Origin of the sequence: Nocardia sp. NPDC058705, from assembly GCF_042749305.1 — a bacterium.
Lineage (GTDB): Bacteria > Actinomycetota > Actinomycetes > Mycobacteriales > Mycobacteriaceae > Nocardia.
In genome coordinates, this window is the sequence record NZ_JBHYRN010000023.1 from 1 (window position 1) to 26,848 (window position 26,848).

The window sequence follows — 26,848 nt, forward strand, 5'->3', positions numbered from 1 at the left end:
CTTGGCGCATGCGCAACGGCGGCTAACTCGCGGCCGGGCCGCTACCGCCGCTGCGCGGCGGACCCTCCCCAGGGGTCGGGTGTGCGGGGCTGGGAGTGCGGTCATGGCGGGTTCGGGGTGTGCGTTGTGGCTGGGAGTGCGGTGGTGGTGGATTTGGGGTGTGGGGTGCATGGTGTGGGTGGGGGTGTGGTGGTGGTGGATTTGGGGTTCACCTCTGTGTCGGGAGTGTGGTTGTCGTTCAGGTGGCTGATGCCCGGGGGGTGGGCTGGTTCGTGGCGCGCATAGAGTTGGGGCGTGCCTGGTTTTGCTGATGTTGCCGCTGGTCCGCATACTGCCGCGCGTGTGGGGGGGGAGGCGGGGTTTCCGTTCTCGGCTGTGGTGGGGCAGGAGCGGCTGCAGTTGGCGTTGATCTTGTCGGCTGTGCATCCGGGGATCGGTGGGGTGCTGGTGCGGGGTGAGAAGGGGACGGCGAAGTCCACTGTGGTGCGGGCGTTGGCGCAGTTGTTGCCGCCGGTGGTGGATGAGACCGGGGCTCGGCCGGCTCGGCTCGTCGAGTTGCCGGTGGGGGCTACCGAGGATCGGGTGGTCGGGTCGTTGGATCTCGAGCGGGTGCTGAGGGACGGGGAGCAGGCGTTTCGGCCCGGGTTGCTGGCGGCGGCGCATCACGGTGTGCTCTATGTGGATGAAGTGAACCTGCTGCACGATCACCTGGTTGATGTGTTGCTGGACGCGGCGGCGATGGGGCGGGTGCACGTCGAGCGTGACGGTGTTTCGCATTCGCATCCGGCGCGGTTCGTGCTGGTCGGGACCATGAATCCCGAAGAGGGGGAGTTGCGGCCGCAGTTGTTGGACCGGTTCGGGCTCACTGTCGATGTGGCGGCTTCGCGTGAGGTGGATGTGCGGATGGCGGTGGTGCGTCGTCGGCTCGACTACGAAGCTGATCCCGACGCGTTCGCTGCCCGCTATGTCGACGCGGATCAGGTTGTGGCCGAACGGATTCTGACCGCGCGGGACCGGCTGCCCGAGGTCGCGCTGGACAATTCGGAGCTGCGGCGGATCGCAGCGCTGTGTGCGTCGTTCGATGTGGATGGGATGCGGGCGGATCTGGTTGTGGCCAGGACCGCGACCGCGCATGCGGCGTGGCGGGGGCGCGATCGGGTCACCGAGGACGATGTGCGGATCGCGGCGGAGTTGGCGTTGCCGCATCGGCGGCGGCGGGATCCGTTCGACGAGCCGGGGATCAGTGAGCAGCAGCTCGACGAGGCGATGGAGGCTGCGGCCGCCGAGGTCGAAAAGGCTTCGGGGGATGAGGAATTCGATGGTCCAGGCGGATCCGGGAACGGGCGTCACCGTGCCGACGACGAACTCGATGCCGACGGTCCGGATGGGTCTCGCGGGCGTATCGACGAGAGCAAGGGGCGCGGAGGCGTAGATCCAGACGGTCGGGGGCTGGATCGCGGGGATCCCGACGGCGGGCCGGACGACCAGGGGCCCGGCGATGGTGGTCCTGATGGGCGAGGTCCCGATGACGGTGGTCCCGACGATGGGGGGCCGGACGGCGGTGGTCCCGACGATGGGGGACCGGATGGCGGTGGTCCCGACGATGGGGGACCGGATGGCGGTGGTCCCGAAGGTGGTGGGCCCAACGGCTCTGGTTCCGGCGGCGACCGCTCGGACAGCTCGAGTGCCGACGGCGCCGGCAACGGTTCGCGCCCTGGACCCGAAAGGTTCTCGGGCACACCGACTTCGGCGGCGAAGCCCATCCCACGCTGGGAAGTACCCGGCATCGGCGAAGGCGCACCCGGCCGACGTTCGCGCGCCCGGACTCGAACCGGCCGCACTGTCCGTGCCGACGCTGATCCGACTACCGGTCTGCACCTGCTCGGCACCGTATTCGCCGCCGCCCCCAAGCAATTCGAGCGCGGTCGGCTCAGTGGTCCACTTGCCTTGGCCGCCGAAGATCTGCGTGGCGCGTATCGCGAAGGGCGAGAAGGCAACCTGGTCGTCTTCGTTGTCGACGCCTCCGGCTCGATGGCTGCCCGCGACCGCCTCACCGCGGTGACCGGCGCCATCGTCACCCTGCTGCGCGATGCCTACCAGCGCCGCGACAAGGTGGCCGTGATCAGTGTCCGCGGTAGCGAAGCCGAACTCGTCCTGCCGCCGACGTCCTCGGTCGACATCGCCGTCCGCCGCTTGGCCGGTATGCGCACCGGCGGTAAAACCCCCCTCGCCGCAGGTCTGCTGAAGGCCCGCGAAGTGATCGCCCGCGAACACGTCCGCGACCCGCGCCGTCGCCCGATGCTCGTCCTGCTCACCGACGGTCGCGCCACCGGCGGCACCGACCCCCTCCCACGCGCCCGCACCGCCGCGAAGCTACTGGCCGCCGAAGGCCACACCGCGATGGTCATCGACTGCGAACGCGGCATGATCCGCCTTGGCTTGGCCGGCGAACTGGCCCGCGACCTGCGCGCCCGCTACCTGCGACTCAACGAACTCACCGGCGACATCGTCGCCGACGTAGTCCGCGCCACCGGCCGGCCCCGTGCGGCGTAGCCCGGCGTAATCGACCAATTGGCGCGTTCAGAATCAGTTTTCTGACACCGAGGCGTCGAAGTGGGCGATTACGCCGGGCCACAGGCGCGCGAGGAGATTCCGGCGCTGCTCACCGTGTCGGGGTCACCGGGTGCGCCCTGATAGAAATGGTGGCGGACCGGCGTGGCCGCTACGAACGGATATCGACCGCGAGGTCGAGGAACGCGCACACGGCGTGCGTCGAGAAGAGGAGTTTTCTGTGCCCAAAGGTGTTCCGGAGAGCGTCCCCGAGGACGGTCTGACCACTCGGCAGCGGCGTAATCAGCCGGTGCTGGCCGTGCACACCGGGCCGGGCAAGGGCAAGTCCACCGCGGCGTTCGGGATGGCGTTGCGGGCCTGGAATCAGGGCTTCGACGTGGCGGTTTTCCAGTTCGTGAAGAGTGCCAAGTGGAAGGTCGGCGAGGAAGCCGCGTTCCGCACGCTCGGCACCCTGCACGAGGAGACCGGTGTGGGTGGGGCGGTCGAGTGGCACAAGATGGGCGAAGGCTGGTCCTGGACCCGCAAGCACGGCACCGAGGAAGATCACGCGGCCGCCGCGCTGTCGGGCTGGCAGGAGATCTCCCGCCGTCTCGCCGCCGAACAACACCGCTTCTACGTCCTCGACGAGTTCACCTACCCGCTGAAGTGGGGCTGGGTCGACATCGACGAGGTCGTCGAAACCCTCACCAACCGCCCCGGCAACCAGCACGTCGTCATCACCGGCCGCGACGCACCCCCGGCGCTGATCGAGGCCGCCGATCTCGTCACCGAGATGACCAAGGTCAAGCACCCCATGGACGCGGGCCGCAAGGGCCAGCGCGGCATCGAGTGGTGACTGTGACGGCCGCCCGGACGGTCGTGGTCGTCGGCGCGCACTACGCCGTCGGTGCTGTCGGTCGGCGCGCGACGGATCGCGCGGCTCCCTCTGCCGCCGCGTCGTCCAGCCCGAATCTTGCGCGTTGCCGTCGAATCGCTGTGGGTGGCGTCATCGGCGAGGTGCGGTGATGAGCGCTCCCGCGGTGGTGATCGCCGCACCGGCATCAGGCAGTGGGAAGACCACCTTGGCGACTGGGCTGATCGGTGCGCTGCGGCGGGCCGGGCACCAGGTGGCGCCGTTCAAGGTGGGGCCGGACTACATCGACCCGGGGTATCACGGGCTCGCCGCTGGACGGCCGGGGCGCAACCTGGATCCCGTGCTGGTGGGCGAGGATCGGGTGGTGCCGCTGTATCGGCACGGCGCGCAGGGTTGCGATATCGCGATCGTCGAGGGCGTGATGGGCCTGTTCGACGGGCGGATCGACGAGAACCGCACCGACGCGATAGCCGAGGGTTCCACCGCGCAGGTTGCGGGCTTGCTCGGTGCGCCGGTGGTGCTGGTTGTCGACGCTCGTGGACACTCCCAGAGCCTCGCCGCCCTGCTCCACGGCTTCGCCACCTACGACTCCTCGGTCCGGCTCGGCGGGGTGATCCTCAACCGGGTCGGTAGCGAACGCCACGAACAAGTCTTGCGCGCAGCCTGCGACCGCGTCGGGCTTCCGGTCCTCGGCGCCCTCCCTCGCATGACCGAATTGGAAGTCCCCTCACGCCATCTCGGCCTGATCCCCGCCGTCGAACACGGCAGCGCCGCCACCGCCGCCGTCGACGCGATGACCGAACTCGTTGCGGCACACGTTGATCTGCGCGCGATCGTCGCGATGGCGGGCGGCTCGGTCAGTGGTGACGCCTGGGATCCGGTAGCCGAACTCGCTGCCGCCGAGCATTCCACGCGTGGGGTAGAGCTGGTGCGGACGGTCGACTCCGCCTCGCACGAAGCGCGAACGTCGCAGGCACCTGATCGTCTCGCCGCTGCGGGACTGCCACCGAAATCCGCACCCCTTGCCCTGTCCGATACCTCGCTGGTCGGGATGGCGGGTGGCCTGCCGGCCGAACCCACGCGCTTTGCTTCCGAAGGTCCGTTGGTCGCGGTGGCGGGCGGTCCGGCCTTCACCTTCGGTTATGCGGAGCATCGGGAACTCCTGGACGCGGCCGGTGCTCGGGTGGTGGTTTTCGATCCGCTGTCCGACGAACTTCCTGTCGGCACAGGCGGATTGGTGCTTCCAGGCGGCTTCCCCGAGGAGCACGCCGGGCAACTGTCAGCCAACGAGCGTCTACGGACCGCAGTGGCTGAGGGTGCGGCGCGGGGCCTGCCGATCCACGCCGAATGCGCGGGGCTGCTCTACCTCACGCGGTCCCTCGACGGCCACCAGATGGCGGGGGTCGTCGACGCCGACGCCGAATTCGGGCCGCGCCTGACGCTGGGGTATCGCGACGCCGTTGCCCTGCATGATTCGGTGCTCTGGCGTGCTGGTGCCCGTGTGCGCGGTCACGAGTTCCACCGGACCCGCTTGGTACGCGCCGGAGGCGAGAGCGCCGCATGGGGTTGGCGCACAACGGGTTCTGTCGCCGAGGGTGCCGTGGTCCGGCAGGTCCATGCCTCCTACTTGCACACCCACCCGGCTGGAAACCCCGACGCGATCGCCCGATTTGTCAGCGCCGCACGACATTTCAGCCGCTGATGGCGAGCAATCGATGACGGAAGGTGCACCGTCGGTTTCGGCGGAGAACCCGGGTTCGGCGAGCGCCGCCTCGACCAGTTCTTCGGGAAAGCGGCAACCCACCGGAGATTCTGCGGCCGTTGATGATTCGCCACGTCCGATCGGCAGTGTGGCTGTCGGTATCGGCATCCGGCCGGGGACCGACCGCGAGCGCATCGTCCGGGCCATCGAAGCAGTGGTCGGCGACCTCACCATCGCCTGCTTGGCGACGCTCGAGCGACGAGCCACTGAACCCGCAGTCCGCGCCGCCGCAGCCTCCTTCGGGGTGCCCGTCATCGCCTTCTCCGCCGAGCAGTTGGCCGAGGTCGAGGTCGGGCACAGTTCCGAGCGGGTAGCGTCGGCGGTCGGTACCGCCAGTGTCGCCGAAGCCGCGGCATTGCTCGCGGGCAGTGGTGAACTCGTGCGTGGCAGAACAATTGTCGAAGGGATAGTCGTCGCTGCTGCCTCGGCGTAGCAGGGCGAATTGATCATGTGCGGATGCGAGGCCAGAAACGGGCCAAACCGTCGGACCCGCCCGTCGGCGTGTGCTGGAAATGAAGCTCACCGAGTTGCGACCGACTGCTGCGTGGTTGGCTGGTCTGTTGGAGGGCGAAGGGTCATTCCTCATGATCAGGAACAGTCCGGGCGCAGATAACCGGTTCAAGGGCGGCGCAATGGATGATCGATCTGTACCCGTGGCTCGGTGAACGTCGACGTTCAAGGATTGACGAAGTCTTGGCGGAGTATCGGGCGCAGGAGCCGACCCAGGTTCGCCGCCAGCGAGCGTGCTTTGAGGCTGCGGCCAAGCGCCTGAGGAGCAATTCCAACGGACAATTCGTGGCTGTCACCATGCTGGACGTTTGAGGCGGTGCCGTCGCTAATTGCCGACTCGCCATTGCCGCATAGGAACACGGCCGCACAATAAATCGGAGCCGCCGCGACCTCGTTGTCGCGGCGGCGCCTTTTCTTCTCGCGCGAGAAGCTCCGTCAAGGGGCGACGGAGGACCAATCGGCGAAACCTGTGGGGTCGTGGCGACCCATGGAGGCGTGTTCGAACAGGCCCCAGCCTTCGGCGTCACCGCAGCGGGCGTGGCCGATGTGGTCGATGACGCCGTAGGGGGTGCGGGCTTTGATCGCGGGGTCGGTGAGGTCGTAAGTGCTTGACAGCGACCAGTTCTCGCCCATCCAGCGCCCGTGGGTCCAGTCGGGGTCGGCGCCGTAACCGCAGCCCACGTGCAGGGCGATGCCGGGGCGCGATTCGATCTCGACCTCGATGGGTTTGCCGTCGGGGGTGGTCATGTCCAGGCGCACCGACTTCGGGTGCCGGGTGCCGGATTCGTAGGTCCAGTGCATGCGGGGCCAGCCGAGTTGTTCTTTGCGGCCGTCGTTCCAGATCCGCACCGCGTTGTTGAGGGTGCGAGTGCCGTCGGGTTCTTCCTGCACGATCACCACGATCGAGAAGTCGGCGAACCGCAGCGGCGCGTACAGCCACCAGAAACCGTCCATGCCGGTCGGTCGGCCTGCGGGTTCGGGCTCGCCGGAGGGTCGGATGCCCCACGAGCGGTCGCGGCTGCCAGTCCAGACCGCCGGGTCGATCGTGTAGTCGATGCCGTCGACCGCGAGAGTGCCCTCCCACGAACCCAATTGGGCGAAGCGGGAGGCCTCGATGATCGGGCGGGTGCCCGACAGAATCAGGTGCGGCTGCTCCTGTACAGGAGCCTGCGCGCCGGTCCAGGTGAGATCGAACCCGAGATCGTCGTGCTCGCACACCACACGCAACTTCCGCAGCGGCTCGATCACCTCGATCCGATAGCCACCGACGGCGGTGTTCAGATCGCGTGTGGTGAGCACGTCGGAGAACCGCACGCTGCGCTGGACGTCGCCGTGGCGCACGGTCGCGAACGCGTCGACCGCACCGAGGTTCGGGTACACGCCGAAACCGGTGATCAGCATCGTGTCACCGGCGGGGTCGAAGGCGTTGAAGTAGTAGCGGTCGTAGAAGTTCCGGTCGCTGGTGGCCACGCGGGCCAGTGACAGCGGGGTCTGGTGGACCGGGTATTCGTCGAGGGGGACGGGCATTGTCGCGTTCATCGGTCCCACTCGTAGGTGCCGTCGAGCAGCGCCTCGAGGCTGAGGCGATGCATCACGTAGTCATCGAGTTCGGCGGGCACGGTGTCCTCGCCGAAGTGGATCATCCGGCACTTGATCCTGGCCATCACGATCGCGTGTCGCAGTGCCGCGTAGATGATGTAGAAGTCGAGATCGCGGACCGAATATCCGGTCAGCTCTTTGTATTTCGCTACGACCGCGTCACGGCGCAGGAAGTCCGGGAGACCCGGCTGGTCGAAGCGGGTGGCGATGTCCTGGAAGAACCGGTGGATGAAGATGATCCACCCCAGATCCAGTTCGCGCGGTGCGAACGTCGCCATCTCCCAATCCAGCACCGCGGCCGGGGTGAACCCGTCGAACAGGATATTTCCGGGGCGGGCGTCGCCCCAGTTCAGCACCTCGGGTCCGGGATCTTTCGGCCAGTTCGCCTCGAGCCAGTCGAAAGTCCGCTCGATCAGCGGCACTTCGACGTCGTGGTCGGTCAGCGCCCACTTGTACCAGGCGCGCTGCGCCTCGAAATGCCTGCGCAGGCCGGTACCTTCGCCGTCGAGCAGCGGAAAGCGTTGGGTCACTGCGTCGATCGCGTGCACCTGGGCGATCACCTCGATGGTCGCGTCGGCGATCAGCGCGCGCTCGGCGACGGTCGCGTCGAACAACCAGCCGAAGAAGACATACGGCGGATTGTCCGACGGCGCCCTGCCCTCGACCCGCTCCATCACGAGGAAGGGCGAGCCGAACACGGACTCGTCGAGTTCCAGCCAGTGCAACGGCGGAACAGCGACTGTCGACGCCGCGCCGACACCGGCCATCACCTCATACTGCATCGCCAGGTCATAAGACTCGAACACCGGAAACGAGCTGTCCTCGGGCGCCATCCGGATGACAAACGACCCCTGCTCGCTGCTCCCGTCCGCCGACCACTCGGCGTCGAACAGAATCGTGGTGCTCGACATGCCGCCGGCGGACGGCTTGTCCAGATTGCTGACCGCCACCTCCGCACCGACCTTGCCGCTCAGCCAACGCGCCAGCTTCCCCGCGAACTCGTCCAGATCCCGCTCACTGACCGTGAGCGACATCTGAGCGGCCGGATCCTGATCCTCGGACATCTGCGCGGGTACCCCTGTCGGCAAAACTGTAACGTGTGTCACCTCTGGGTACCGGAAGACCGCCCGGAATGTAAGCCCCGCGTCGGTGAGTGGGACCCGGCTTGACAAACCGTCGTCGATTGAAACGCGGCACAGGAAGGGCTCGGCGAGTTCAGGGTTGACGGGGGTGAAAGTCAGGGTTGTCCCGGACGCGCTGGGCAGGGTTCGCCGATTAGGTTCGGTAACAATCGAACTCGACGGGGAGGCAACAGGTGGCCGTGACGTCCATGGAGCTCACGCACGACGACATCGCGAGCCCTGCGCCACCCGCTGCGGCCTGGCGACCGGTCACCCGGATCGCTTTCCGGTTCACCGTTGCCTACCTGGGGCTGTTCTGTTTGTGGATGGCGCAGATCACCTTCGTTTTCCTCGGTGTTTTCGCGCTGAAGGTGCCCGAGGAGGCCATTCTCTGGCAGATGATCGCGCTCGATCCGGTGAGCACCTGGATCGGCGAGCAGGTGTTCGGGGTGCGGGCGGAATTGACCATGAACGGCAGTGGCGATCAGGCGGCGATCTGGATCCAGTGCGGTCTGATCCTGGTGGTCGCGGTGCTGATCACGGTCGTCTGGTCGGTGCTCGACCGACGTCGGCGCGCGTATCCACGGTTGTGGAGTTGGTTTCTCACCGCGATGCGGCTGTTCGCCGGCGGGCAGATGCTGTTCTACGGATTCGCGAAACTGATCCCCACCCAGATGCCGGAACCCTCCCTGATCGCTCTGCTGACTCGGGTGGGCGATCTGACACCGATGGCGATGCTGTGGACACAGGTCGGATCGTCGCCCGCCTACGAAATCGCTTTGGGCGCAGCAGAAGTACTCGCCGGTCTGCTGCTGTTCTGGCCGCGCACCGCGACGGTGGGCGCGATGTTGTCCGTGATCAGCATGGCGCAGGTGTTTCTGCTCAACCTGACCTTCGATGTGCCGGTCAAGATGCTCGCCGGGCACCTACTGCTGATGGGATTGGTGCTGCTGGCGCCGCAGGCCCGCAGGTTGGCGAATTTCCTGATCCTGGAACGGGACTCGGGGCCGGCGGTTCAGCCGCCACTGTTCTCCACTCGGCGCGCGAACCGCTGGGCCGCGGTGGTGCAGATCGCCGCCGGACTGTGGATCGTCGCGGGGTGCCTCACGGTCGGGATCCAAGGGTGGAACGAATACGGCGGTGGCGCAACGAAACCCGAGCTGTACGGCATCTGGGAGGTCGGTGAGTTCACCGTCGACGGGACCGCGATCCCACCGCTGACCACCGACCAGGTGCGCTGGCAGCGTCTCGTCATCGACGTGGGTGCGGCGGGCTACCAGCGGATGGACGACACGATCGTGCCGGTACAAGCCACCACCGACCCGACGTCCATCACGCTCGTCGCGGCACCGCAAGCCTCGAACGAAACACCCGAGCCCTACGCGACATTCACCGTCGAGCGCACCTCCGACGACGCGCTGACCCTGCGCGGTGAACTCGAAGGCCGCCCCGCGACGGTCACGCTGAGCCGCCTCGACCTCGAGCGATTCCCGTTGCGCAGCACCGGGTTCCGCTGGGTGCAGAACCAGCCGCACTTCGGCTGAGTTCGCCGCCACCGGATCACCCATGGGGCGAGGATCAGCTGACGGTGATGGCATCCAGGCGGACGCGCAGGAAGTCGGCCGACACGACCGGCGGGCCCGGTGCCACCTGCCCGATCGGCGGTGCCAGCGGAGTGACCACCGCATCGTGGTCGAGTTCGTAGAAGTAGATGAGCGAGACCAGGTCCTCCTCGGGGGCGTCGGGCTGCGGCGGGAGGACGCGATGGCGCCCGGACGGCCAGCGCTCGCCGCTCCAATAGGCGAGCAGGTCGCCGATGTTCACCGTCAGCGCCGCCGGATCGTAGGGGGCGTCCGCCCATCCCTCGGCCTCGGTGTACACCTGCAACCCGCCCGCGCCGGGTTCGCGGTCGAGCACGGTGACGGTGCCGAAATCGGTGTGCGGGCCGATGCGGAACTGGCCGGGTTCCGGCGCGCCGACCTCCGACATCGGCGGGTAGTGGTTGATGTTGCAGGTCCAGGTCGGTCGTGCGGCCAGGTCGGCGAACGGGTTGGCAGGCAGCGCGAGGGCCGCGGCGAACAGGGCGAGCAGTTCGTCCGAGAGCGTGCGCACGGCGGCGGTGTACTCGGTGAGCAGTGTCCGCAGCTCGACGACCTCGGCGGGCCAGACATTGGGCAGGAACCACACCTCGTCGACCGTGGGATCGCCCGTCGCGGTGTCGGCGCCGACGGCGAAGGTCTCCTTGAGGTCGGGCGGGGTCTCGGTGCCCTCGGCGTAGCCGTTGGCCTCGCGGCCGGGACCGATCCAGCCGCGACCACCGACCGTCACCGCGTAGCGCTGCTTGACCGAATCGGGGAGTGCGAAGAACCGGCGTGCGGCCGCCCGGACCGCGGCGGGTAGCGCGGGATCGATGCCGTGGCCGTGCACCAGGAGGAACCCGGCCCGCCGCAAGCCTTCGTCGACCTCCTGTTCCACGGCGCGGGCCGCGTCGCCGCCGGCGCGCCAGCGGGCCAGGTCGACCGAGGCGATGGTGCTCATGCGGGGGTCTCCTTTGTCGGTGCGACACCGATGTCCTCGAACCACAGGTCGGGTCGCTCGGCGATGAAGTCGGTCATCAGGGACACGCAGCGCGGATCGTCGAGGACGAGAACCTTCACCCCGTGTTCGGCCAGCCAGTCGTGGCCGCCGTGGAAGGTCCGTGCCTCGCCGATGATCACGGTGCCGATCCCGAACTGGCGGACCAGACCGCTGCAGTACCAGCACGGGGACAGCGTGGTGACCATGATCGTCGGCCGGTAGTCGCGGCGGCGGCCCGCGGCGCGGAAGGCGTCGGTTTCGGCGTGCACGCTCGGGTCGTCGTTCTGGACGCGGCGGTTGTGGCCGCGCCCGAGCAGGGTGCCGTCAGCGTCGAACAGGGCGGCGCCGATCGGGACACCGCCCTCGGACAGCCCGCGCAGGGCTTCGTCGTAGGCCACGTCCAGGAGTGCGTGCGGCTGGGTCATGGCCTCCACTGTCCTGCCCGCGGGCCCGCTCGGCAACGTACATTTCGTCCGTACGCGCGCGGTCGATCAGTGACAGGATGACCGCATGTTGCCCACCGTCCGTCAGTTGCTCGCAGACCAGTTCCTGGCCGCCGACCCGCTGGTGCTGTCCGGGCGCTCCTCGCTCGACCGGGCCGTGCGGTGGGTGCATTCCAGTGAGATCTTCGAGATCAGCCCGTTGCTCTCGGGCGGTGAGCTGCTGCTCACGACGGGGCTCGGGCTCGCCGGGGTCGACGCCGGAACCCGACGCCACTACCTGCGTGAGATCGCCGATCGTGGGGTGGCCGGGGTGGCGATCGAGTTGGGCCGCACCTTCGATACCGTCCCGCCGGACATGGTCGCGGAGGCCTCGCGCGCCGGGCTTCCGCTGATCGCGTTGCGCAGGGTGGTGCCGTTCATCGAGCTGTGCCGGGCGGCCAACACCGAGATCGTGTCGCGGGAGGTGGGGATGCTGCGCGTGGTCGATCGGTTGACCCGCGACCTGCTCGCCGAACTCGTTGCCGGACACGGGCCCGCGCCGATGCTATCGAAGATCGGTGCGGTGACCGGATGCCCGGTGGTGCTGACCGCGGCCGGTGGGGCGCTGGTCGCCGCGCACGGTGTCGACGATGACCGATCCGCCTGGGCCGCAGTCGAATCCGCCGCCGCGTCGGCGCCGATCGTGGTGCGCGAGGGCCACTGGGGGACGCTCACCGCCGGACCCGGCTCGCCCCTTGACCCCACCACGTTGGCGGAAGTGCTGACGCGGGCAGTCGCCGCGCTCGGTCCGTCGCTCGCGCAGTCCGCCGCGCCGACCGGTCGACCGCGCCGAGCGGCCACGCGACTCCTCGCGGATCTGTTGGCGGACAAGCAGATCCGCTCCGCTGACCTGCGCGCACGGTTGGTCGCGGCAGGGGCAGGCACGGCGGCCGGGCTACGGTTGGTGCCGGTGGCGATCGACGCTCCCGACGCCAGAATCGCTGTCCGCCTACTCGACGGGGCGGTCAAGGAACTCAGCAGACCGGGCTTGATCGGGGAGGTGCACGCCACGGTGTATGGGGTTCTCACACCGGATCCCGCGGCGGTGGACCCTGTCGCCGAGATCGCGGGCCTCCTGCGAAAAGTGTGTGCCACCAACAGCATCGACGGTGTCACGCTGGTCGTCGGTGACCCGGCCGAGTCGACCGCGGTGAGCCTGTCCGCCGCACTCGTCGCGACGGGCCCCGCTCTCCGGCTCGCCGTCCGCTGCCGCCGCGACCGCTCCGGCCGCAACGGCCCGGTGACCACCCGGCGCGAATGGGCCGGAGATCTCCTCGTCGAGGCCATGCCCGCCGCCGAGCGAACCCGCCTCGTCGAAACCACCCTCGCCCCGCTGATCGCCTGGGACACAGCACATCACAGCGAACTGACCCACACCCTCGAGGTGTTCCTACGTCACGGCGCCAGCGCCACCAGCTGCGCCACTGCCCTCCACATCGGCAGACAATCCCTCTACCAACGCCTCGACCGCATCAAATCCCTCCTCGGCTTCGACCCCGCCACCCCAGAACTCACAGCCACCCTCCTCCTGGCCCTCGCGGCACACCGTGTGCATTCCACTGGCAGCGGCGAGTAACCCGAACGCGCTCAACGATGGCAGTCCACGCAGCTGATCGTGGTGTCGTCGGGCAGTCGGGCTATTTCCTCTTCAACGAAGGTGCGCCACTGCATGATTCGCTCCTCGCCGACGTCGCAGGCGTAGCCGAGGTCGCCTCGCTCGTACCAGACGCCGTCGATGACGAGGAACGTCGGATGCCAGCTGCGTTGCGCCACGAACTGCTCACGGGTGAGGTCGCCGATGATTCTGGTGGTCAACGAGTCCGACTGGCCGGTCGCGACCTTGCTGCGATGTTCATCCCACCGCTGACCAGCTTCGGCAACGGCGCGCGTACGCATCGCATCGAAGTCGACACTGCCTTTGATCGCCTCCGCGTCATACCGCAGGGTCGTCCCCTTGATGATCAGATGCTCGGACCAGCGGCCGCCGAGGGTCCAGTAGTCCCACCTGGCTCGCCAATTGTCTGTGGTCCAGAAGAACCAGCCCGTCTCGTCGTGACCGATCTCGGCACCACTCGCGCCCCAACGCACGACCGCCGCGGCATCCGAGGGGTCGACACCGTCCACCGGGTGTTCGCGCAGGACCCGTTGGTCGACTTCCAGCTCCGCGGGGGAGACATAACGTCGGTACGGGGGAAGCGTCGCGCGGTCCCCGTATGCTGCCAGCTGATGTTCGACATCGGCCCCGAGAACCAGCACCAGGAAATGCATGGTGCTGAGACTAGTTCGAAGGCGGTCCGGCTACTGCCTGCTCGGCGATCGGGGCGCGGACCCAAGGGTCAGGCCGGTGCGGTTGACCGGTTGGGTGTGATCTGGCGGCGTGCCAGGAGTAGGTACAACCCGCCTGCCAGTGTGAAGCCGACGAAGACCGTGATGTCGCCCAGGTTCGGGAATTCGCGGACCAGGTAGCCGGTGAATTTCGCCTGGTTGGAGAACAGGAGGACCGAGACCACCAGGCCGGTCGCGAAGGCTGCGACGCCATTCCAGTTGGTGTAGGCGCGGTTGTAGAGCAAGGGGCGGATGTCGGTGCCTCGGCGTAGGTATTGGTCGGCGAACATCACGCCGAGCCAGGGGCCGATCCAGTAGGCCACGATCAGCAGGAACGCCTCGTAGCCGACGGCCGCGTCGGGCAGTGCCCACCAGGCCACCAGGAAACCGGTGACGCCGAACACCGCCGAGACGAGTGCGCGCTGGGTGCGTACCGGCAGTTTCACGCCGATCGTCACGAATGCCATCGCACCGGAGTACACGTTGAGCGCGTTCGCCGCTATCGCGCCGAGGGTGATCGCCAGCAGGGTCAGATTCGCCAGCGCGCCGGGCAGACTCGCGGTGAACACATCGGTGGGGCTGCCGGTCGCGGTGCTCACGATCGTCGCCGAGGCTGCGCCGAGCGCCGACAGCCACAGGCACGAGACGAACAGGCCGGTCGCCGCGTATCCGCCGGTCGCGACCTTCGACACCGCGGTCGGCAGGTAGCGGGAGTAGTCCGCCGCGTAGGGGTTCCAGCCGCCCGCGTAGCCGAACGCGGTGCCGACGGTGAGCAGGAACCCGGCGATGCCGCCCACGCCGCCCGCCGGAGCGGCCCCACCGAGATCGGCCTTGCTGAAGATCACCACGGTCACCAGCACGAAAACCACTGCGAGCAACGGGAACACGAACCGTTCGAAGGCGTGCACGAGATTGTGTCCGAAGACCGCGAACCCGGTCTGCAACACCACGATCAACACCAGCGACGGCACCTTCGGCAGCCCGGTCAGCGTGTTCAGCGCGAACGCACCCGACACGCTGTTGGTGGCGAACCAGCCGACCCCGCACATGATCGCCATGAAGGTGGCGGGCAACGCGTTACCCCGATATCCGAAAGCCGTGCGCCCCAATACCATCTGCGGCACGCCGTACTCGGGCCCCCGCGCGGACAATACGAAATGCGCACCGGCGCCGAGCCCGATGCCCACCGCGAGTCCGAGCGCCGCCTGCCAGAAATTCATGCCGAACACGGTCACCGACAGCACACCGATGAAGATCGTCGCGAACTCGAGGTTGGGCGAGGTCCAGGTCCACAGGAGCTGGCGTGGGGTGCCGTGCCGGGCGGACTCGGGGATGGTCTCGTTGCCGCCCGGCTCCACCGCGATCACGCGATCGGCGTAGCTCGCGGCAGGCGCGTTGTCTTCGGTCGTAGCCATTCTTGAACATTCGTCGGGTCCCGCACCGCGGACAACCGACGGAACGTCCGTCATGACACCTGCGTGGGCGGACAGATCGTCGACATTCTCGCCAGGCATGGGCCCATTCGGGCCGCATCGGACCAGGAACTAGGCTGGGACACTGTGCCGAACACCGTTGACACCGCATCGACCCCGCCCGCAGGCGACCCGAACTACCTGGTCGGGCTCGATCTGCGAGGACGCAGAGTGGTGGTGGTCGGCGGTGGAACCGTTGCCCAGCGCAGGCTGGGGTTGCTCGTGGCCGCCGGTGCCGATGTGCACGTGGTCAGCCGGGCGGTCACGCCTGCCGTCGAAGGGATGGGGACGGCGGGGCAGTTGAGCATCGAACTGCGCGCCTATGCCGACGGGGATCTCGACGGCGCCTGGTACGCGATGGCGTGCACCGATGAACCCGAGACCAATGCCGCCGTGGTCGCCGAGGCCACCGCCAAGCGGATCTTCTGCGTGCGCGCCGACATCGCTCGCGACGGCACCGCAGTCACCCCCGCGACCGCGCGCTACGACGGGCTTTCGCTCGGCGTGCTGGCCGGTGGTGCCCACCGCCGCTCGGCTGCTGTGCGCAACGGGCTGCTCGAAGCGCTGCAATCCGGTGTGGTGACCGATGATTCGGAACCGGTGACCCCCGGCGTCGCGCTCGTCGGCGGTGGTCCCGGCGATCCCGACCTGATCACTGTGCGCGGTCGCAGGCTCCTCGCACGCGCCGATCTGGTCGTCGCCGACCGGCTCGCCCCGCCGGAACTGCTTGCCGAACTGGGACCGCACGTCGAGGTGATCGACGCCGCCAAGATCCCCTACGGCCGGTCGATGGCGCAGGAGGCGATCAACCTCGCGCTCGTCGAGGGCTACAAGGCGGGCAAGTTCGTGGTCCGGCTCAAGGGCGGTGACCCCTATGTCTTCGGTCGCGGTTACGAAGAACTCGAGGCCTGCACCGAAGCGGGCATTCCGGTGACGGTGGTGCCCGGCATCACCAGCCCGATCTCGGTGCCCGGTGCGGCCGGTATCCCGGTGACCCATCGCGGGGTCACCCACGAGTTCGTTGTCGTGAGCGGACACGTCGCCCCCGATCACCCGGACTCCCTCGTCGACTGGTCGGCGCTGGCGAAGCTGCGCGGCACCATCGTGCTGATGATGGCGGTCGAGCGGATCGACAAGTTCGCCGCCGCCCTGCTCGCCGGTGGGCGCCCGAGCGACACCCCGGCCGCGGTCATCCAGGAGGGCACCCTGCGCACCCAGCGGGTGGTGCGCGCCGACCTCGCCACGGTCGCCGACCGGGTCAAGGAAGAGGGCATCCGTCCGCCCGCGATCATCGTCATCGGCCCCACGGCGGGCTTCGGGCTGGACTAGCTTCGTGGGCCGCGCGCCCTCACGTTGCCGTCGCGCCAATTACACTGCCTCGTTGTGCTCGATAAACCCGCTGCGACGATGCAGTATCCGGTGACGGGGCGGGCCTTCGGTCTCGCCATCCTTGTTCTGAGCGGCCTGCAGTTCATGGTCGTGCTCGACGGTACTGTCGTGATCTTCGCGCTGCCGCGCCTGCAGGAAGAGATGGGGCTGTCCAGTTCGGGCAGCGCCTGGACGGTGACCGCCTACGGCCTGACCTTCGCGGGATTGATGCTGCTCGGCGGCAGACTCGGCGACGCCTACGGACGTAAACGGATGCTGATCATCGGCGTCGGGGTGTTCACCGCGGCGTCGCTGGCCTGCGGTCTGGCCAACGGCGAGGCGATGCTGCTCATCTCGCGCGCCTTCCAGGGCGCCGGTGCGGCGATCGCGGCCCCGACGGCGTTCGCACTGGTCGCGACCACCTTCGCGCCGGGCCCCGCCCGCAATCAGGCGATCGCGATCGTCGGTTCGATGGCCGGAATCGGCTCGGTCGGCGGTCTCGTGGTCGGTGGTGCGCTCACCGAGTTCTCGTGGCGGTGGATCTTCCTGATCAATGTGCCGATCGGCGCGCTGATCGTGGCGGGCGCGGTGTACAAACTGCACGACACCGAACACCACCGCACGCCCCTCGACATCAAGGGCGCCATCCTGGGCACCGTGGCCTGCGCGACGATCGTGTTCGGCGCCACCGAGGGCCCGGCGATGGGCTGGACCAGCCCGATCATTCTCGCCTCGCTGATCGGCGGGTTCGCGCTGCTGGTGATCTTCGTGATCACCGAACGTCGCGAGGCCGATCCGTTGCTGCCGTGGTCGCTGTTCGACAGCCGCGACCGAGTCGCCACCTTCGCGCTGATCTTCCTGGCCGGTGCGATCCTCGGCGCGATGACGTTCTTCGTTGCCCAACTGCTGCAGAACGTGCTCGGCTACAGCCCGCTGCAGGCCGGTATCGCGTCGATCCCGTTCACCATCGGCATCGGTGTCGGTGGTGCGGTCGCGTCGAAATTGGCGTTGGTGTTCGCGCCGCGCTGGCTGCTCGCCGCCGCCTCGGTCGTGCTCGCCGTCGGGCTGCTGTTCGGCTCGACGCTGGACCGGCACGTGCAATACCTGCCGACCCTGCTGTGCCTGCTGGTGGTGATCGGCTTCGGTGTGGGTGTCGCGATGGTGCTGGCGCCGCTGTGCGTGCTCGTCGGGGTGCCGCAGTCGAATATCGGCCCGCTCGCCGCGGTCGGCCAGATGTTCATGAACCTCGCGACCCCGATCGCGATCGGCCTGCTGAGCCCGATCGCCGCATCGCGCACCCTCTCGCTCGGCGGCACCGACGGCCGGGCCGCGGACATGTCACCGACCCAGATCGACGCACTGAACAGCGGCTACACCCTGGTCCTGTTCGTGTGCGCGATCCTGGCGGTACTCGCCGCGATCGTCGCGCTGACCTTGCGATTCACCCCGCAACAGTTGGTGCAGGCCCAGCACGCGCAGGAAGAAGCCCAGCGCAGCTGATTCGGCCGGTCACGCGCCCGGACAACGCCGCACGGCCCGCGCAATTCCGCGCGGGCCGTGAGGTCGAAAGATCCACTCCTGTCCGGGCTTTCAGCGCGGACTGACCCTGATCAGGCGTCGACGGTGTGCGCGTCGGCGACGCTCAGCGCCTGATCGAGAATGGCCAGGCCCTCCTTGGCCTCGGCCTCGGTGATCACGCACGGGGGAACCACGTGCAGCCGGTTGAAGTTGACGAACGGCAGCATCCCGCCCTTGCAGCAGGCGGCGACCAGTTCGTTCATCGCGGGGCTGGTGCCGCCGTAGGGGGCGAGGGGTTCGCGGGTGGTTCGGTCGCGGACCAGCTCGAGGGCCCAGAACACGCCGAGGCCGCGGACTTCGCCGATGCTCGGGTGCCGCGCCGCCAGTTCGTGAAGGCCAGGGCCGATGACTCGTGCGCCGATGTCGGCGGCGTTCTCGACGATGCGTTCCTCGGTCATCGCGTTGATCGTCGCGACGGCGGCTGCGGTCGCGAGGGGGTGGCCTGAGTAAGTGAGGCCGCCGGGATACGGACGGTTGTCGAAGGTCGCCTTGATGGCGGCACTGATCGCGACGCCGCCGAGGGGGACGTAACCGGAGTTCACGCCCTTGGCGAAGGTGATCAAGTCCGGGACGACGTCGAAATTGTCGATGGCGAACCACTTTCCGGTCCGGCCGAAGCCCGCCATCACCTCGTCGGCGATGAAGATGATGCCGTGCTTGTCGCACAGTTCGCGCACCCCGCGCATGTACTCGGGGGTCGGCACCATGATGCCCGCGGTGCCCGGCACCGATTCCAGGACGATCGCGGCGATGGTGGCCGGACCTTCCATCTCGATGGTGCGTTCGAGGTGGGCCAGCGCTCGCTCGGTTTCCTGCTTCTCGTCGGTCGCATGGAATTCCGAGCGGTACAGGAACGGTCCGAAGAAGTGCACCGTCCCGGTGTTGCCGTGGTCGTTGGGCCAGCGGCGTGGGTCGCCGGTGAGGTTCACCGCGGTCTCGGTGCCGCCGTGGTAGGAGCGGTAGCGCGAGAGCACCTTGTAGCGGCCGGTGTGTAGGCGCGCCATTCGGACGGCGTGTTCGATCGCGTCGGCGCCACCATTGGTGAAGAAGATGGTGTTCAGGTCGCCGGGGGTGCGCTCGGTGATCAGGCGGGCCGCTTCCGAGCGGGCGTCGTTGACGAATTGTGGTGCGACAGTACAGAGTTTGGCCGCCTGCTCCTGGATTGCGGCGACAACCTTCGGATGCTGGTGGCCGATATTGGTGTTCACCAGCATCGAGGAGAAATCGAGCAGGCGGTTGCCCTCGCCGTCCCACACATAGCAGCCCTCGGCGGCGGTGAGCACGGTCGGCGTGAGAGTCGCTTGCGCGGACCAGGAATGGAAGACATGGCGGCGGTCGAGCTCGTAGGCGCGAGCGGCCTCATCGGAAAGCGTCACAGCGAGGTCTCCTCTGTTGTGTCGGCGGACGGCGACTCGAGAACGGTCATTTGTTCTGTGGGAAGCCGAGTTCCAGTCCACCGTGGCTCGGGTCGAGCCAGCGGGTGGTGACCGCCTTGGTGCGGGTGAAGAAGTGCACGCCGTCGGTGCCGTGCGCGTGTGAGTCGCCGAACAGGGAGTTCTTCCAACCGCCGAAACTGAAGTAGGCCATCGGAACCGGGATCGGGACGTTGATGCCGACCATACCCACCTCCACCTCGTGCTGGAACCGGCGTCCCGCGCCACCGTCGTTGGTGAAGATGGCGGTGCCGTTGCCGTAGCGGTTGGCATTGATCAGCGCCACTGCCTCCTCGTAGGTGTCGACCCGCACGACCGAGAGCACGGGGCCGAAGATCTCGTCGGTGTAGACACTCATGGTGGGGGTGACTTCGTCGAGAATTGTCGGCCCGAGCCAGAATCCGTCCGGCGCGCCGTCGACAGTGAGGCCGCGTCCGTCGAGAACTACACGGGCACCGGCGGTTTCGCCCGCGTCGATGTACTCGGCCACGCGGTCGCGGTGGGCGCGGGTGATCAGCGGACCCATCTCGGCGCCACTGGTGCCGTCGCCGGTGACGATGCCCGCGGCCCGCTCGCTGATCTTGGCGACCAGCTCATCGGCCACCCCGCCGACGGCCACGACCACGCTGATCGCCATGCACCGCTCACCCGCCGACCCGAAACCGGCGTTCACGGCGGCGTCGGCGGCCAGGTCCAGATCGGCGTCGGGCAGCACCACCATGTGGTTCTTCGCGCCGCCCAGTGCCTGCACTCGCTTGCCCGTCGCGGTGCCGCGCTGGTAGACGTACTTGGCGATCGGGGTCGAGCCGACGAACGAGACCGCCTTGATCCCCGGGTTGTCCAGCAGTTCGTCGACGGCGACCTTGTCGCCCTGCACGACATTGAACACACCGTCGGGCAGCCCGGCCTCCTGCCACAGCCGCGCCAACCACAGCGCCGCCGACGGATCCTTCTCGCTCGGCTTGAGCACCACCGTGTTGCCCGCGCCGATCGCGAGGGGGAAGAACCACATCGGCACCATCGCCGGAAAGTTGAACGGCGCGATGATCGCGACGGGGCCGAGCGGCTGACGAATCGAGTAGATGTCGACATCGGTCGAGGCGTTCTCGGTGAACGCGCCCTTGAGCAGATGCGGGATGCCACAGGCGAATTCGACGATCTCGAGGCCGCGGGTCACCTCGCCGAGCGCGTCGGCGGCGACCTTGCCGTGTTCGGACGTGACGATCGCGGCCAGCTCGGACCTGCGCTCGGCGAGCAATTCGCGGAAACGGAACAGCACCTGGGTGCGGCGGGTGAGCGAGGTGTCGCGCCAGGACGCGAAGGCTACCGTCGCGGCGTCGATCGCGGCGCGGGTATCGGCCACGTTCGCCAGCGCCAGCTCGCCGGTGACGACGCCGGTGGCGGGATTGGTCACCGGCGCGGTGTTCTCGCTGGTGCCGCTGACGGATTTGCCGTCGATCCAATGGCCGATGGACTGCATGAAAGCCTCGCTTCGCCGGTGGGTGTGGTGCCTCTACCTTGGTCCATTCCGAGCCCGGGTAGGCGCGACGATTCGTACACAATTGCGGGTTTCGTATTACGATTCGTAGGTGCTGTTGACCGTGGCTGATGTGCTCGCGACTCCCGTGATGCAAGCCGGGCAGCCCGAGGTCATCTGTGCCACGAACCTGGACCGTCCGGTGCGCTGGGTGCATGTCAGCGATCAGGCCGCGGTCGCCGATCTGTTGGTCGGCTCGGAACTCATCCTGACCACCGGGCAGGCACTCGCCGCACCCGAGCAGGCCCGGATCGCCTACCTGCGGTCCCTGTCCGCCGCAGGCATCGCCGGACTGGTCGTGGAACTCGGCAGTTATGTGAGCGAGCTCGGTCCTGTCGTGGCCGCGACGGCCGCCGAACTGGGGCTGCCGGTGATCGTGCTGCACCGGGTGACCCGCTTCGTGGAGATCACCGAAGCCGTCCACCGGGCGATCGTCGCCGACCAGTACGCCGAACTCGAATTCGCTCGTACCGTGCACGAGACCTTCACCGAGCTGAGCGTGCGCCGCGCCGCGCTCGCCGAGATCGTGCAGACCGCCGCCACCATGCTCGACGCATCTGTGGTGCTCGAAGACCTCTCGCATCGAGTGCTTGCCGCCACCGCCCGGCACACGAGTTCGGCTGCGCTGCTGGATGATTGGGAGTCCGTGTCGCGGATGCTGCCCGCCGGGCCGGGGGTGGTCGGTGTCGGACCGCACACGCAGCGCTGGGGCCGGTTGATCCTGCGCTCCGAACGGGCACAGACCTCCCGGGTAAGCATGGTCCTGGAGCGCGCCGCGCAAACCATCACCCTGCACCGGATGATCGACAAGGACCGCTTCGGTCTGCACCGGCAAGCCCAAACCGGCTTGATCGCCGACCTGGTGGAAGGGCGGGTGACCGATGAACGTGACGCGCAAGCGCGAGCTGCCGCACTCGGTCTGCACCGGCGAGCCCGCTATGTGCCCCTGGCACTCGAGATCGAGACCGGCGCCGCCTCGGATCCTGTCGCGGCGCAACGACGGAGCGCGGCGATCGTAGAAGCGGTGACACACGGGCTCGGCCTGGTTGACGCCTCTGCGTTGAGTGCCGCCGAACACCGGCCTGGACGACTCCGTTCCAGTGGGGCGCGGGGCGCTGTGAGTGAGTCCGCCAGAGCCGCACCAGCGCGCGGTCGCGGAGCCGAGCCTGATGCGGCGATCCCTTCGACGGCGGCGCTTCCCGGACGACTGCGGGGTGGTGCAGACGGGGAACGGATCATGGTGATTCTCGGGGTGACCCGCGGCGGGGAACTCGATGCACGTCTGACGGAAGTCTGTGCGGCGGTGCTGGGTGAGGTTCGCCGGGTCGACGGGGTGCGCCGAGCTGTCGCAGGCGTCGGTCCCGATTCGGATTCGCTCCTCGACGCCGCGGGCAGGCTCGCCCATGCCACGGGCGTCGCCGAGGTGGCACTGTCCATGATCTCGGCGCCCGCCCGAATGTTCTTCCGCAGCGCGGATATTCGCCTGCGCGGCCTGCTTTCGCTGATCCGCGACGAGCCCGGTGTGCAGAGCTTCGCCGAGGCCGAACTCGGCGCGCTGCTGCGCTACGACATCCGCCAGACTACCGATCTCACCGGCACCCTGCGTCGCTTTCTCGACCTGGCGGGCAACAAAACCGAACTGGCGAAAGCTCTCGCGATCAGCCGACCCACTCTCTACGACCGCCTCGCCCGCATCGAACGCGTCCTCGCCGTCGACCTCGACGACGGCGAATCGCGCACGTCACTGCACGCCGCGCTGCTCGTGCGCGACCTCACCGGCGACAAGCTCTAGGTTCGTAGCTCAGTCTTTGCGCCCGGTGAGCGCCAGTGATGTGCCGAGCCCGATCATGACCAGGCCACCGGTGCCGCCAACGGCGGCGAGACGGCGCGGCGACCGCGCGAACCAGGACCGCGCCGAACCCGCCGCGAATGCCCAGAGCGAGTCGAAGATCAAACCGAACACGGGGATACAGAGCCCGAGGATCAGCATTTGCTGTGGCACCGAACCACGTGTGGTGTCCACGAACTGTGGCAGCAGCGCTGCCAGGAAAACAATGGTTTTCGGATTGGCGGCTCCGACAACGAAGCCGTCGCGCAGTGCCGCGGCGGGGCTGTGCGAGGTCACGTCCTGTTCGGCATGGAAAGCCGTTTGCAGCTCACCACGATGCCGAAACGCTTGCACGCCGAGGAAGACCAGGTAGGCGGCGCCGACCAGCTTGATCGCCGTGAACACCGCCGCCGAGGTCGCGACCACCGCGCCCAGCCCGAACGCGACGGCGACAACCTGGCCGTACACCCCGATCGAATTGCCGAGCACAGTCAGCAGCGCCGAACGCCGCCCGACGGTGAGCGCCCGGCCGATAGTGAACAAAACGCTCGGCCCGGGCACGATCACCAGCAGAAACGCCAACCCCGCGAACGAAGCCAGATGAGCCGAAGACACCATCGCCCCACGCTATCGGGCAGCTGGACCGGTGGCAATGGGCAGGATATCGGGGGGTTGTGGGTGTCGGTGTGGACGACGAAACTTGTTGTATGAGTGCGTTGTCGCAGAATCTCCTGGACCGGTGGACCGCGTTGGCCGGGGTCGAGGCCGAACAAATCGGGGCGGGTGTGGTGGGGCGCTACAACGAACCGCACCGGCGCTACCACACCGTCACGCATCTGGCGGTGATGCTCGCGGCGATCGACGAATTGGCCGATGCCGCAGACGATATCGATGCTGTGCGGTACGCGGCCTTCTTCCATGACGCGATCTACGCGGTCGCGCGGGCCGACAACGAGGAGCGCAGCGCCGATCTGGGCCGCGATATCCTCGAATCGCTCGGTGCCGCACCGGAATTGGTCGAGGAAGTGGTGCGGCTCGTGGTGCTGACCCGCGGGCACAAGCCGCAGCCGGGCGATGCCAACGGCGCCGTGCTCTGTGATGCCGACCTTGTCGTCCTCGGCGGTACCCCTGAGGAATACGCCGCCTACACCGTTGCGATCCGTGCCGAATACGCGCACGTCCCCGACGACTTGTTCCGGGCCGGGCGCGCCTCGGTACTGCGCAATCTGGCCGACCAGCCGCGTCTTTTCCGCACCGACCTCGCCCACGACCGTTACGAGGCCGTCGCCCGTGCCAACCTCGCGGCCGAACTGGCCGAACTCACCGCCGCGATCGGCTGAGGGGACCGGCGTAATCACGCAATTCGACGTCTTTCGGTCAAATATCTGACTGAAACGAGGCCGATTGCGTGATTACGCCGGTACTTCAGAGGGCGGCGAGTATCTCGGCGGCCAGCGGCGCCGCGGACGCGGGGTTCTGGCCGGTGTAGAGGTTGCGGTCGACCTCGATGTGCGGCGCCCACGGGTCACCCTCGCGGTAGTCGGCGCCGAGGGCGACCAAGCGGTCCTGGAGCAGCCACTTCGCCTTGTCGGCGAAACCCGCCTGGGTCTCCTCGGCATTGCTGAAGCCGGTGAGTCGGTAGCCGGCGAAGGGGGAGGGGCCCGCTTCGCCGGTGGCGAGCAGGGCCGCGGGGGCATGGCAGACGATGCCGAGCGGTTTGCCCGAGGCGAGGGCGTCGTTGAGAAGGGCGCCGGAGACGGGGTCGACGGCGAGGTCCTGCATCGGGCCGTGTCCGCCGGGGTAGAAGACGGCGTCGTAGTCGGCGAGGTCGACCTTGTCGAGCGGGATCGGGCTCTGCAGTTCGGTTGCGCCCGAAACGATTTCGGCGACCGCAGCCGCACCTTCGGCTCCGCCGTTGACCTCGGGCGCCAGGCTGCCCTGGTCGACCGGCGGGACCACACCGGCGGGCGTCGCCACGGTGACGGTGTGGCCCGCGCTGATGAATGCCGCATACGGCGCCGCGAATTCCTCGGCCCAGTACCCGGTGGGATGTTCGGTGCCGTCGGCCAGTGTCCAGTGGTCGGCGCCGGTGAGAACGAAGAGGATGTGTGCCATGGGAACCACGCTAGGGTCGATGGCATCTCCTGACCAATAGACTCGCCTATATGAGACATAGGTCAGCCGATGGGTCGATGGATCTGGTGCAGTTGCGGACCTTCCTGGCCGTCTTGCGGACCGGTTCGCTCACGGCAGGGGCGGCCCAGGTCGGGCTGTCCCAGCCGACCGTGACCACGCAGATCCAGGCGCTCGAACGCCACCTCGGCCGACCCCTGTTCGAACGGTTGCCCCGTGGCGTGACGCCGACCGCCGCCGGACACGAACTCGCCGCCCGGGTGAGCGGCCCGCTCGACGCGCTGGAAACCGTCGTCAGTGGCGCGGCGGCAGACCGTGCGACGCCGCCCGAACCGCCGGTGCTGCTCGGCGGCCCGGCGGAAATGCTCGCCGCCAAGATCGTGCCCGCGCTCGCGCCGTTGGTCGCCGACGGTGTGCGGCTCACCGTCAGCACCGGGCTCACCGACGACCTGCTTGCCCGATTACATTCGGGCGCACTGGATCTGGTGTTCGCCACCAGTCGCCCGCGGGGGCGGACGGTGTTGGCCGAACCGCTCGTCGACGAGGAATTCCTCCTGGTCGCCGCCCCGTCGATCGCCGACCGGATCGACGCCGAGCGGCTGCGCACCGAAGGCCCGGTCGCGTTCGCCGGCATCCCGCTCGTCAGTTACGCCGCCGACCTGCCGATCCTGCGACGGTACTGGCGTCACGTCTTCGATACCCGTCTGGAAACCGCACCGGCCCTGATCGTCGGCGACCTGCGGGCGGTGCTCGCCGCGGTGACGGCCGGGGCGGGAATCAGTGTGCTACCGCACTACCTGTGCGGTAGGGAGCGGGCCGACGGCACGCTGGTGACGCTGCTCGATCCCGCGGATCCGCCGATCAACACCGGTTTCCTGGCCCGCAGGGTCGGTGCGCCGTCGCGACCGCACGTCGACCTGGTCCGCGCTCGGCTGGTCGAGGCGGCGCGAGGGTGGCGGGCGGGGTGCGCTTGACAGGCAAGTGATGACTTGCCTATGGTTCGGGGGAGCGACAGGAGTGCCCCGTGACCGACATCTTCACCGCACTGGCGGATTCGACACGACGCGCACTTCTCGACGAACTCGCCGATCGCGACGGGCAAACCCTGTTCGAACTGTGCGCCCGCCTCGTGAGCAAGCACGACATCAGCTCGTCGCGGCAGGCGATCACCCAGCATCTGGGAGTGCTCGAAGAAGTCGGGCTCGTCCACACCCGCCGACAAGGTCGATACAAGTTCCATCACGCCGATTTCACACCGCTGCAGGCGGTTTCGACGCGATGGCCCATCCCCAAGGAGGACTCATGATCCGCATCGGAGTGACCAGCGTCTTCGTCGACGACCAAGCCAAGGCCGAGGCCTTCTACACCGACGTGCTCGGCTTCCAGGTCAAAGACAAGGTCCCCGTCGGTGAATTCGACTGGCTCACCCTCGTCTCACCCGCCGACGTCGACGGCATCCAGCTCCTGCTAGAGCCCGACCAGCACCCGGCCGCCAAGGCCTACAAGACGGCGCTGAGCACCGAAGGCATTCCCGTCATCGTCTTCACCGTCGACGACCTCGACGCCGAGTACGCCCGCCTCGTCGACCGCGGCGTGTTCTTCACCCAGCCGCCTGTCGTCATGGGCCCGGTCAGCACCGCGGTCTTCGATGACACCTGCGGCAACCTCATCCAGCTGATGGCCCCGATCGCCGAGTAGT

Annotated in this window: 23 protein-coding genes; 13 read left to right on the forward strand and 10 right to left on the reverse strand. The window is 68.0% G+C overall.

What is annotated here, in order from left to right; genetic code table 11:
• The first annotated feature begins 342 nt into the window (after positions 1 to 342).
• From ACFW6D_RS23440 to ACFW6D_RS23455, 4 genes are all read left to right on the forward strand, one after another.
• Positions 343 to 2,553, forward strand: a complete 2,211-nt coding sequence (locus ACFW6D_RS23440) for a magnesium chelatase subunit D family protein (RefSeq protein WP_379331544.1) — start codon at positions 343 to 345, stop codon at positions 2,551 to 2,553.
• A gap of 238 nt (positions 2,554 to 2,791) precedes the next feature.
• Positions 2,792 to 3,406, forward strand: a complete 615-nt coding sequence (gene cobO / locus ACFW6D_RS23445; protein ID WP_266291327.1) for a cob(I)yrinic acid a,c-diamide adenosyltransferase — start codon at positions 2,792 to 2,794, stop codon at positions 3,404 to 3,406.
• 169 nt (positions 3,407 to 3,575) lie between these two features.
• Complete coding sequence (locus ACFW6D_RS23450; RefSeq protein ID WP_379331402.1) at positions 3,576 to 5,126, forward strand: cobyrinate a,c-diamide synthase; 1,551 nt, start codon at positions 3,576 to 3,578, stop codon at positions 5,124 to 5,126.
• A 148-nt stretch (positions 5,127 to 5,274) separates the two neighbouring features.
• Entirely contained in the window at positions 5,275 to 5,619 is a 345-nt protein-coding gene (locus tag ACFW6D_RS23455) for a cobalamin biosynthesis protein (RefSeq protein ID WP_379331404.1), read from the forward strand.
• A gap of 512 nt (positions 5,620 to 6,131) precedes the next feature.
• Here ACFW6D_RS23455 and ACFW6D_RS23460 read toward each other — a convergent pair.
• Positions 6,132 to 7,235 carry a hypothetical protein gene (locus ACFW6D_RS23460; RefSeq protein WP_379331406.1) on the reverse strand — a complete coding sequence of 368 codons (1,104 nt, stop codon included), beginning with the start codon at positions 7,233 to 7,235 and terminating at the stop codon, positions 6,132 to 6,134.
• Positions 7,232 to 8,359 carry a phosphotransferase family protein gene (locus ACFW6D_RS23465; protein ID WP_379331408.1) on the reverse strand — a complete coding sequence of 376 codons (1,128 nt, stop codon included), beginning with the start codon at positions 8,357 to 8,359 and terminating at the stop codon, positions 7,232 to 7,234. Before ACFW6D_RS23465 ends, ACFW6D_RS23460 begins: the two co-directional genes overlap by 4 nt.
• A gap of 251 nt (positions 8,360 to 8,610) precedes the next feature.
• Here ACFW6D_RS23465 and ACFW6D_RS23470 point away from each other — a divergent pair, with 251 nt between their 5' ends.
• Positions 8,611 to 9,960, forward strand: coding sequence for a DoxX family protein (locus tag ACFW6D_RS23470; RefSeq protein ID WP_379331410.1), 1,350 nt, complete (start codon positions 8,611 to 8,613; stop codon positions 9,958 to 9,960).
• A 34-nt stretch (positions 9,961 to 9,994) separates the two neighbouring features.
• On the opposite strand, the gene ACFW6D_RS23475 is transcribed toward ACFW6D_RS23470, so the two are convergent.
• Positions 9,995 to 10,954 carry an isopenicillin N synthase family dioxygenase gene (locus ACFW6D_RS23475; protein WP_379331412.1) on the reverse strand — a complete coding sequence of 320 codons (960 nt, stop codon included), beginning with the start codon at positions 10,952 to 10,954 and terminating at the stop codon, positions 9,995 to 9,997.
• A complete protein-coding gene (locus ACFW6D_RS23480) occupies positions 10,951 to 11,418 on the reverse strand; it encodes a nucleoside deaminase (RefSeq protein WP_379331414.1) in 468 nt (155 codons plus the stop codon). Before ACFW6D_RS23480 ends, ACFW6D_RS23475 begins: the two co-directional genes overlap by 4 nt.
• 85 nt (positions 11,419 to 11,503) lie before the next feature.
• Between ACFW6D_RS23480 and ACFW6D_RS23485 the strand changes: the two genes are divergently transcribed.
• Positions 11,504 to 13,051 (forward strand): PucR family transcriptional regulator, encoded by a 1,548-nt coding sequence (locus ACFW6D_RS23485; protein WP_379331416.1) that lies wholly within the window; start codon positions 11,504 to 11,506, stop codon positions 13,049 to 13,051.
• 11 nt (positions 13,052 to 13,062) lie between these two features.
• Here the strand turns inward: ACFW6D_RS23485 and ACFW6D_RS23490 are convergent, their stop codons facing one another.
• On the reverse strand, positions 13,063 to 13,743 hold the full coding sequence (locus ACFW6D_RS23490; RefSeq protein ID WP_379331418.1) for a hypothetical protein: 681 nt from the start codon (positions 13,741 to 13,743) through the stop codon (positions 13,063 to 13,065).
• A 68-nt stretch (positions 13,744 to 13,811) separates the two neighbouring features.
• Positions 13,812 to 15,215, reverse strand: a complete 1,404-nt coding sequence (locus tag ACFW6D_RS23495) for a purine-cytosine permease family protein (RefSeq protein WP_379331420.1) — start codon at positions 15,213 to 15,215, stop codon at positions 13,812 to 13,814.
• 144 nt (positions 15,216 to 15,359) lie between these two features.
• Between ACFW6D_RS23495 and cobA the strand changes: the two genes are divergently transcribed.
• Entirely contained in the window at positions 15,360 to 16,601 is a 1,242-nt protein-coding gene (cobA, locus tag ACFW6D_RS23500; protein ID WP_379331422.1) for a uroporphyrinogen-III C-methyltransferase, read from the forward strand.
• Positions 16,602 to 16,679: 78 nt separating this feature from the next.
• A complete protein-coding gene (locus ACFW6D_RS23505) occupies positions 16,680 to 18,140 on the forward strand; it encodes an MFS transporter (protein WP_379331546.1) in 1,461 nt (486 codons plus the stop codon).
• A gap of 110 nt (positions 18,141 to 18,250) precedes the next feature.
• On the opposite strand, the gene ACFW6D_RS23510 is transcribed toward ACFW6D_RS23505, so the two are convergent.
• Positions 18,251 to 19,594 carry an aspartate aminotransferase family protein gene (locus ACFW6D_RS23510; RefSeq protein WP_379331424.1) on the reverse strand — a complete coding sequence of 448 codons (1,344 nt, stop codon included), beginning with the start codon at positions 19,592 to 19,594 and terminating at the stop codon, positions 18,251 to 18,253.
• 46 nt (positions 19,595 to 19,640) lie between these two features.
• The gene (locus ACFW6D_RS23515) at positions 19,641 to 21,131 is read right to left on the reverse strand and encodes a CoA-acylating methylmalonate-semialdehyde dehydrogenase (RefSeq protein WP_379331426.1); all 1,491 of its coding nucleotides are present in this window, start codon (positions 21,129 to 21,131) and stop codon (positions 19,641 to 19,643) included.
• A 109-nt stretch (positions 21,132 to 21,240) separates the two neighbouring features.
• Between ACFW6D_RS23515 and ACFW6D_RS23520 the strand changes: the two genes are divergently transcribed.
• Positions 21,241 to 22,980 carry a PucR family transcriptional regulator gene (locus ACFW6D_RS23520; RefSeq protein WP_379331428.1) on the forward strand — a complete coding sequence of 580 codons (1,740 nt, stop codon included), beginning with the start codon at positions 21,241 to 21,243 and terminating at the stop codon, positions 22,978 to 22,980.
• 9 nt (positions 22,981 to 22,989) lie between these two features.
• On the opposite strand, the gene ACFW6D_RS23525 is transcribed toward ACFW6D_RS23520, so the two are convergent.
• Positions 22,990 to 23,634, reverse strand: coding sequence for a LysE family translocator (locus ACFW6D_RS23525; RefSeq protein WP_379331430.1), 645 nt, complete (start codon positions 23,632 to 23,634; stop codon positions 22,990 to 22,992).
• 89 nt (positions 23,635 to 23,723) lie between these two features.
• Here ACFW6D_RS23525 and ACFW6D_RS23530 point away from each other — a divergent pair, with 89 nt between their 5' ends.
• On the forward strand, positions 23,724 to 24,356 hold the full coding sequence (locus tag ACFW6D_RS23530; RefSeq protein ID WP_379231789.1) for a metal-dependent phosphohydrolase: 633 nt from the start codon (positions 23,724 to 23,726) through the stop codon (positions 24,354 to 24,356).
• A gap of 85 nt (positions 24,357 to 24,441) precedes the next feature.
• On the opposite strand, the gene ACFW6D_RS23535 is transcribed toward ACFW6D_RS23530, so the two are convergent.
• Entirely contained in the window at positions 24,442 to 25,131 is a 690-nt protein-coding gene (locus ACFW6D_RS23535) for a type 1 glutamine amidotransferase domain-containing protein (RefSeq protein ID WP_379331432.1), read from the reverse strand.
• A gap of 50 nt (positions 25,132 to 25,181) precedes the next feature.
• Here ACFW6D_RS23535 and ACFW6D_RS23540 point away from each other — a divergent pair, with 50 nt between their 5' ends.
• From ACFW6D_RS23540 to ACFW6D_RS23550, 3 genes are read left to right on the forward strand one after another with little or no spacing between them, the layout of a single operon-like run.
• Positions 25,182 to 26,123, forward strand: a complete 942-nt coding sequence (locus ACFW6D_RS23540; protein WP_379331434.1) for a LysR family transcriptional regulator — start codon at positions 25,182 to 25,184, stop codon at positions 26,121 to 26,123.
• Between the two features lie 50 nt (positions 26,124 to 26,173).
• Positions 26,174 to 26,455, forward strand: coding sequence for an ArsR/SmtB family transcription factor (locus tag ACFW6D_RS23545; protein WP_379331436.1), 282 nt, complete (start codon positions 26,174 to 26,176; stop codon positions 26,453 to 26,455).
• Positions 26,455 to 26,847, forward strand: coding sequence for a VOC family protein (locus tag ACFW6D_RS23550; protein WP_379232305.1), 393 nt, complete (start codon positions 26,455 to 26,457; stop codon positions 26,845 to 26,847). The genes ACFW6D_RS23545 and ACFW6D_RS23550 overlap by 1 nt, the downstream gene beginning before the upstream one ends.
• Position 26,848: the final 1 nt, after the last annotated feature.